The following is a 7102-nucleotide window of genomic DNA, read 5'->3' as shown; positions in this document are numbered from 1 at the left end:
CGCCCGCCCCAACTTTTTTTGGTTTTATTATTTTGTGTTCTTCACCAATAAAAAAGCACTCGAAAAACGAGTGCTTTTTTATTGGTGAAGAATACCCCCAGGGGAATTCGAATCCCCGTCGCATCCGTGAAAGGGATGTGTCCTAGGCCTCTAGACGATGGGGGCGTGTTCTTGACCTTTATTAAGATACATACACGACTGAAGCTTTGTCAACACTTAAAGCAAACTTTTTTTGATGAATTCCATCGAATTATGAATTTCCAAGCCCATATTTTGGTAAAAGCTATGCTTCGCATAGCTTTTACCAAAATATGGGCTTGGTTTGATCGAAAAGAATCAGTTTTTTGTGACGCGGCAAAGGCTCGTCACAAAAAACTGATTCTTTATCTGATGGCAGGTCGAAGCCCATAGTTGCGATAGCGCCAATAATCTTTCAAGATTTGCGAGTGATCGAAACATAGCTGATTAGGTATTTCCCAAGCCGCGAACATGCCGACAGACTTGGCATCATCATCAGCTTTTGGATCACCCATTGCCTCAGCCATGTACACGGCACTAATCGTATGTAGGCGCTCATCACGGCTAGGATCAGAATAGAGCCCTAACAAGTCGATTAACTCCACCTGTAGCCCCGTTTCTTCCTGCGCTTCTCGCCTTGCCGCATCTTCTAGTCGTTCACCATAATCGACAAAACCACCAACGATCGCCCAGCCGTAGGGTGGATTTAGGCGCTCAATTAACACAATGGGTTGATTCGGGCGATCGCGTAGGGCAATGATGATATCAACCGTGGGAACAGGATTTCGGTATGTCACTTGATTTGCAAGGTTATTTAAAAAAGCGAGTGGCAGCGCTAAGCGCTGCCACTCGCTTTATAAGCTGTAAGGTAGCGCTTTTCGCACTCTAGAGGGTAATTACAGCTACAAAATGCAGCTTCACACTAAGTTATCATGCAGATTCATAATCCGAGAGCTATTAAGCGTTACTCGGCAGGAGAGTATTTCTTTGATCCCAATCAGCATAGAAATTGTAGAAGGTAATCCGAATCTTGCCTCTCTCTTGGGTTGGCATTTGCAGCAGATTGGCTATTCGGTATTTCAAGCGGTAAGTTGTCAGCAAGCAAAGCTCGTGTTTCAAAAGCAGCAGCCCAGTTTGGTGATCTTGAGTACTGATTTGCCTGATGGGGATGGTATCGAGTTATGTCGCTGGCTTCATAAACAAAGAAGTTCGTTAATATTTGTGATTTCGTCGCGCACTAATGAATCTGACATCGTAGAGGGTTTAAAATCGGGTGCGGATGACTATTTGACGAAGCCCTTTGGGATGCAAGAATTTTTGGCAAGGGTGGAAGCATTGACTCGCAGACTACGCACGTCTGCACCTCCTGCTTGTTTGGATTATGGTGTGCTGAAGATCGATTTGGTGCAACGACAGGTGAGGTTAAAGGGTAATGCGATCGATCTAACGCCTCAAGAATTTAGTTTGCTCTATGTTCTCGCTCAGTCAGAGGGTCTTGCCTTGAGTCGCGCTGAGCTTCTACAACGTGCTTGGCCAGACGAGATTAATAATCCGCGTACTGTTGATACGCATGTTTTATCGTTACGCAAAAAACTAGAGGTTGACCCGCAACAACCAAATTTGATTCAAACAGTACGAAATATTGGGTATCGTTTTAATCCTGAAGCGCTAATGCGACCGCCTTTGCGTCCTAATTCTCAAATTTCAAATAACTCAAATGGCGATCGCCCACCACAATTCACCGCTCCTCCCAGCCGCTCGTTCGCCAAATACTAAAGCCCAAAAAGGAAAATCGCCAGCTACGCTGGCGATTTTCCTTTTTGGGCTTTAAGCTTTCTTTTGCGAATTAGAATAACAAAGCAATTACTTTATTTTAATTCGTAAAAACAAAAAGTCTTTAATGCTGATGAAAGTGAGACAGAAAATTATTGTGGTCGGGGCGGGAATTGGTGGTTTGACTACAGCAGCATTGTTGGCAAAGCGTGGCTATGAAGTCATTGTTTACGATCTGGCGATCGTTGCGGGTGGTTGTGCATCCACCTTTAAACGACGCGGATTTACCTTTGATGTCGGTGCGACTCAGGTGGCAGGATTAGAATCTGGAGGGATTCACGATCGCATTTTTAAAGAACTTGAATTAGAACATCCCGAAGCAACATACTGCGATCCAGCTTGTGCGGTGTTTTTGCCAAATGAGAACCAACCAATTAATGTCTGGCGCGATCGCCAAAAGTGGAAACTAGAACGACAAAGACAATTTCCCAATAGCGAGCCATTTTGGAATTTCCTAGAAGATTTATTTTGGCAAAGTTGGCGATTTCAGTCCCGCGATCCGATTTTGCCACCGCGTAATATTTGGGATGCTTGGCAATTGCTCAAAGCTTTGCGAATCGATACCTTGGCGACAGTGCCTTACACCTTTTCGACTGTCGGTGATGCCTTACGTGGTTTTGGATTAGCTAGTGATAAAAGATTGCGCACCTTTCTCGATCTGCAATTAAAACTCTATTCACAGGTTAATGCAGAGGAAACAGCTTTGCTCTATGCAGCCACTGCTTTAGCAGTTTCGCAAGCGCCTTTAGGATTGTTCCATCTTAATGGAAGTATGCAAGTTTTGAGCGATCGCCTGATCGAGAGTATTGAGCGCGATGGAGGGAAAATCTTGATGCAGCATGAAGTAACTGCGATCAGGGGAGAAAGAAAAAGGAAAAAGGTAAAAGGAAAAAATCTGAAGACGGGTGAAGCTTGGTCGGATGGGGCGGATCATGTGGTGGCGAATGTGACGGTGAATAATTTTGTGACGCTATTGGGAGATGAAGCGCCTAAGGGATATGCTAATCGAGTTGCAAATCTCAAGCCTGCTTCGGTTGCATTTGTTGTCTATTTGGGAGTCGTTCGCGCTGCAATTCCAGATAATTGTCCGCCACATTTGCAGTTTTTGGAAGCGGGCGATAAACCGCATTCTCTATTTATTTCTGTTAGTAAGGAAGGTGATGGACGCGCTCCAGCAGGAAAAGCAACGATTATTGCTTCAGAGTTTACCGATGCGGCGGTTTGGTATGGCGATGAGGATTATCAGGAACTTAAAAAGAGATTTACAGAAAGGGCGATCGCGCAATTAAGCGAATACTTCTATCTCAATGAGCAGACGATTATTCATGTGGAAGCTGCCACACCACAAACTTTTGCACGTTATACAGGACGCGATCGCGGCATCGTCGGTGGTGTGGGAATGCGTGTTTCCACCTTTGGCCCCTTTGGGTTTGCCAATCGCACTCCACTCAAAAACATATGGCTAGTCGGTGACTCCACCCACCCAGGCGAGGGAACCGCAGGGGTAAGTTATTCGGCAATGACTGTAGTGCGACAAATAGAAAGTGCTTAATATTAAAGAGAAAATGGTTTCCAAGGTAAATCACTTGTGCCAGTAAGTAGTAAATCTCGCGTAATTTGAGCAGTCACAGGAGCCATCATTACGCCATTGCGATAATGCCCTGTAGCAATCAAAATATGCGGATGGTCTGGCGCAAAACCTAAAATAGGAGATTGGAATCCATCGGGTCTGGGTCGATCGCCTGCCCATGTTTTTAAAACTTCAGCTTTTTTAAAAGTAGGACACCATGCGATCGCTTGTTCTAGCAATAACGAGATATTCGCCTCGCGGGGTAATTCATCTGGCTCAAATTCTAAGGTTGCACCGAGCCAATATCGATCATGACCTAACGGGACAATATTAATGTCGGAATGATCCTCGTTTTCGGCATTAATGACGGTTTGCAAATTTAGGTTTGGGACTTTTAATAACAAAGCTTGACCGCCAACTGGTAGCAAAAGATCTTGCTCTCTATTTTTTGAACAGTTTTTTAAAAGTGCTGCAAGTAGGGCATTACTTCCTAAGCCTGATGTAACCACGATGAGATCGCTTTTGATCTCTTCTAAGCTCTTAACAGGTGCGTTCCAGTAAAACTTCACCCCATTTTGAGTCGCGGCAGCAACTAGCGCATCAACTAACTGAGTTGGATGCACCGCCCGATCGCATGGACTAAATAAACCGTCGTCAGTTAGCCATTGCGAGTATTGCTGTGAAATGACACCGCGTTCTAGCCACTGCAACTCAAAGCCCTGCTCTTTGCGAATTTCGATTAGCGATCTCGCTTTAATTTTTTCCTCAGGCGATCGCAATAAACTTAAAATCCCGTTGCGGTTGTAGAGAATATTGCAGTTAGTTTGAGCAGTTAACTCATCAATCAAGCGATCGTACAGACTTAAACTCGCCAAACGTAATTTGACCAAAGGACCTTTAGCTTTGGAGCTAGAAGCCGCCATCAACACCCCTAGCGCTGAACCAGTTGCCACCATCGCAGGTCGAGGATTTGATTCAAGTACTGTCACCTTTAGCGCAGTTTTACTTAATTCATAGGCAAGCATTGCCCCAATTACACCGCAGCCAATGATAGTGACAGTTTTCATAAATATTTTCAATAGAGTAGAAAAGAATGCTTCGCACCCTTTTCTACTCTAAGATCTGATTGGGGACTAACAGTAAAATAAAGAACCAGTTTTTTTGTGGTGCGGCTCCGCCGCACCACAAAAAAACTGGTTCTTTATTGATTAAAGTCAATGCTAAACTTTTGGGATAACAGCAAATCCTGTGGCATTGGTAGTCAAAAACTTCCTGATTCTGCAAAATTCCTACATTAAACCCGTGATTACGCTAAATCTGCTGCATCCAATCGAATCGATACCTATCCAAACATGGAAATTTAATTCCGAGCCTGTAATTCGGATTGGGCGATCAGGCGATAATGATGTGATTCTCTATAGTTCTGTTGTTTCTCGCTACCATGTTGAGCTACATCGTCACTCTCAGTATTGGGAAATTGTCAATATTGGCGCAAACGGTACATACATTAACGATCAGCAAATTGATAGTGAGCGCGTGCAGAATGAGATGATTATTCGCCTTGCTACAGCTGGCCCCAAATTACAAATTTTATTAGATGGGTCTGAAGCGATCACTCCTTCACTTCGTGACATTGTTACTGCTAAACCCACATCACCAAATAATCCCACATCACCAACTAGACCGACTGATGATCGTCCTACCATCATGTCGCGGAAGTAATTTGATTTACAATTTGATTTACAGGGCGAAGCACTTAAATACAGCCCAATATTTATACTTACAGCAATTTGCTTTCAAACCCGCCACAAACAAGAATATAAAACCCATTGAGGGGCTTTGCCCTGCGACCAATTTTGTGGCGGGTTTGAGCGATAACTGCTGTAAGAGCTTTCATTTAATTTATAGCTTTTTGAAATATGCGATCGCCAATATCGTATTATCATAGACTTGGCATAATTTGGCACTTGCTGACAGCTTTGCCATAAGTTGGCAAAAGTCCAAAAACTGTTTTTTGATTTCTAAGTAGCTAGGCACAATTAAATATAAAACCCCAAAACCTGTACCGCCCGCTTAGCGGGCGGTACAGGTTTTGGCTCTGGGTTTTTAATTATGACGAGGTACTTAGATATATCCAATCTAGGCATACTTAATCTAGGCATATTTAATAATGAAGGTCACTCTAGAGAAGCTTCCCGCTAGTCAAATTGGTTTTGACATTCAAGTAGAAGGAGCAAAGTCTCAAGCAATATACGATCGCATCGTCAAAGACTTGACGCGCACGATGCAAGTCCCAGGGTTTCGCAAAGGCAAAGCGCCCACTCAACTTGTATTGAGACAAGTTGGTAGTCAGCGACTCAAAGCCAATGTCCTTGAAGAGTTACTAGAAAAAACCTTAAACGAAGCCCTTGCTGAGAATAAAGAAGTTAAAGATAAAGCTCTGGGCGGCTTTCAACTAATTACTGATATTGAAGCTCTTGTCCAAACCTTCACCCCAGGGCAAGAAGTATCCTTTAAGGCAGCGATCGACGTGGAGCCAGAAGTAGCTCTTGCCAAATATCAAGGCTTTACCGTCAAAGCTGAAGAAATTAAGCCCGACCTTACCGAAGTCGATCGAACCTTAAACGAATTTCAAGTCCGTAAAGCAACGATCGTACCCATCGAAGATCGTGGAATCGAACTAAACGATGTTGTCACCGTCGATCTCAAAGTTCTCGATCGCGCCACAGGCGAAGAATTGCCAGATGCTGGCGAAGAGGATTTTCAGTTTGATGTTGATGAAAAAGCATTTATCCCTGAAGTTGTTAAAGCAATCATCGGTGCAGCGATCGATGATGTCATTGAAGTTGAGTCAATTTTTCCTGAAGAATATTATCCTGAAGAATATATCGGTAAGGAAATCAAGTATGTAGTCACAATTAAATCGATTAAAGGTCGTGAGCTTCCCGCCCTTGATGACGAGTTTGCGCAATCGATTAGCGACAAAGAAACGATCGCCGAATTGCGCGAACTCCTAGAAAACCGGGTGATCGACGAGGCTGAGTCGAAAACTCAAGCCAACAAAGAACGCGCCATCCTTGAGGCTCTAACTGCCGAACTTGAAGTTGATTTACCTGTAACTCTTTTGCAGCAAGAGCTGGACTTCTTGGTAAGACAACAAGCTAATTACCTACAAGAGCGCATTGATCCTGCGATGGCAAAGCAACTATTTACCAAGGAATTGGTCGAAGAAATGCGCCGTCTCAATCAGCCAGAGGCGGTTAACCGTCTTAGACGCAAAGTTGCACTTGATAAAATTGCTGAGGAAGAAAAACTCTCTGTCGATGAAGCTGAGCTCAAAGAGAGAGTCGCCAACACCTTGGAAGCACTCAAAGACCCCAATATCGACCCTGCTAGATTAGCTAGCTTGATTCGTGAGGAGATGCGGACTGAAGTCGCAGTGGCATGGTTGATCGAGCATTCTGAAATCGAATTAGTCGAGGAAGGCTCACTCAAGCCAGAGCCTGAGACCCTCGAAAGCATCTCACCAGAGGCTGATGCAGACGTTGTAACTGTTGATGCAACATCCGAAGAAGCTTAATCTACAAGAGATAGGGGGTGCAAAGCCCCCCCTATCTCTTGTAGATTGCGTAGGATAGGATAGCTACTCAGCACAATTAAAAGCCAGAGTCAAAACCTGTA

Annotated in this window: 6 protein-coding genes and 1 tRNA gene; 4 read left to right on the top strand and 3 right to left on the bottom strand. The window is 44.1% G+C overall.

Features of this window, described 5'->3' with window-relative positions:
- Positions 1 to 92 precede the first annotated feature (92 nt).
- Together APA_RS14890 and APA_RS14885 are read right to left on the bottom strand one after the other, a co-directional pair.
- Positions 93 to 165 (bottom strand) — tRNA-Glu (locus APA_RS14890).
- A 218-nt stretch (positions 166 to 383) separates the two neighbouring features.
- A complete protein-coding gene (locus tag APA_RS14885) occupies positions 384 to 815 on the bottom strand; it encodes an NUDIX hydrolase (RefSeq protein WP_201323054.1) in 432 nt (143 codons plus the stop codon).
- A 190-nt stretch (positions 816 to 1005) separates the two neighbouring features.
- Between APA_RS14885 and APA_RS14880 the strand changes: the two genes are divergently transcribed.
- Positions 1006 to 1794 (top strand): response regulator transcription factor, encoded by a 789-nt coding sequence (locus APA_RS14880; RefSeq protein ID WP_201323053.1) that lies wholly within the window; start codon positions 1006 to 1008, stop codon positions 1792 to 1794.
- 124 nt (positions 1795 to 1918) lie between these two features.
- Complete coding sequence (gene crtD / locus APA_RS14875) at positions 1919 to 3403, top strand: C-3',4' desaturase CrtD (protein ID WP_201323052.1); 1485 nt, start codon at positions 1919 to 1921, stop codon at positions 3401 to 3403.
- Between the two features lie 2 nt (positions 3404 to 3405).
- Here the strand turns inward: crtD and APA_RS14870 are convergent, their stop codons facing one another.
- Positions 3406 to 4488 (bottom strand): FAD-binding oxidoreductase, encoded by a 1083-nt coding sequence (locus tag APA_RS14870; RefSeq protein WP_201323051.1) that lies wholly within the window; start codon positions 4486 to 4488, stop codon positions 3406 to 3408.
- 181 nt (positions 4489 to 4669) lie between these two features.
- Here APA_RS14870 and APA_RS14865 point away from each other — a divergent pair, with 181 nt between their 5' ends.
- Both APA_RS14865 and tig read left to right on the top strand, forming a co-directional pair.
- The gene (locus APA_RS14865) at positions 4670 to 5143 is read left to right on the top strand and encodes an FHA domain-containing protein (protein WP_236579596.1); all 474 of its coding nucleotides are present in this window, start codon (positions 4670 to 4672) and stop codon (positions 5141 to 5143) included.
- A 448-nt stretch (positions 5144 to 5591) separates the two neighbouring features.
- The gene (gene tig / locus APA_RS14860) at positions 5592 to 7001 is read left to right on the top strand and encodes a trigger factor (RefSeq protein ID WP_201323050.1); all 1410 of its coding nucleotides are present in this window, start codon (positions 5592 to 5594) and stop codon (positions 6999 to 7001) included.
- Positions 7002 to 7102: the final 101 nt, after the last annotated feature.

It is taken from the genome of Pseudanabaena sp. lw0831, assembly GCF_016584665.1.
Lineage (GTDB): Bacteria > Cyanobacteriota > Cyanobacteriia > Pseudanabaenales > Pseudanabaenaceae > Pseudanabaena.
Note: the sequence above shows the minus strand (reverse complement) of the source record. Positions and strands in the feature narration are given on the sequence as shown.

What these genes read in the sequence shown, in the direction of transcription:
- APA_RS14870 (WP_201323051.1), bottom strand. Translation starts at nt 4,488, where the DNA reads ATGAAAACTGTCACTATCATTGGCTGCGGTGTAATTGGGGCAATGCTT.
- crtD (WP_201323052.1), top strand. Translation starts at nt 1,919, where the DNA reads ATGCTGATGAAAGTGAGACAGAAAATTATTGTGGTCGGGGCGGGAATT.
- tig (WP_201323050.1), top strand. Translation starts at nt 5,592, where the DNA reads ATGAAGGTCACTCTAGAGAAGCTTCCCGCTAGTCAAATTGGTTTTGAC.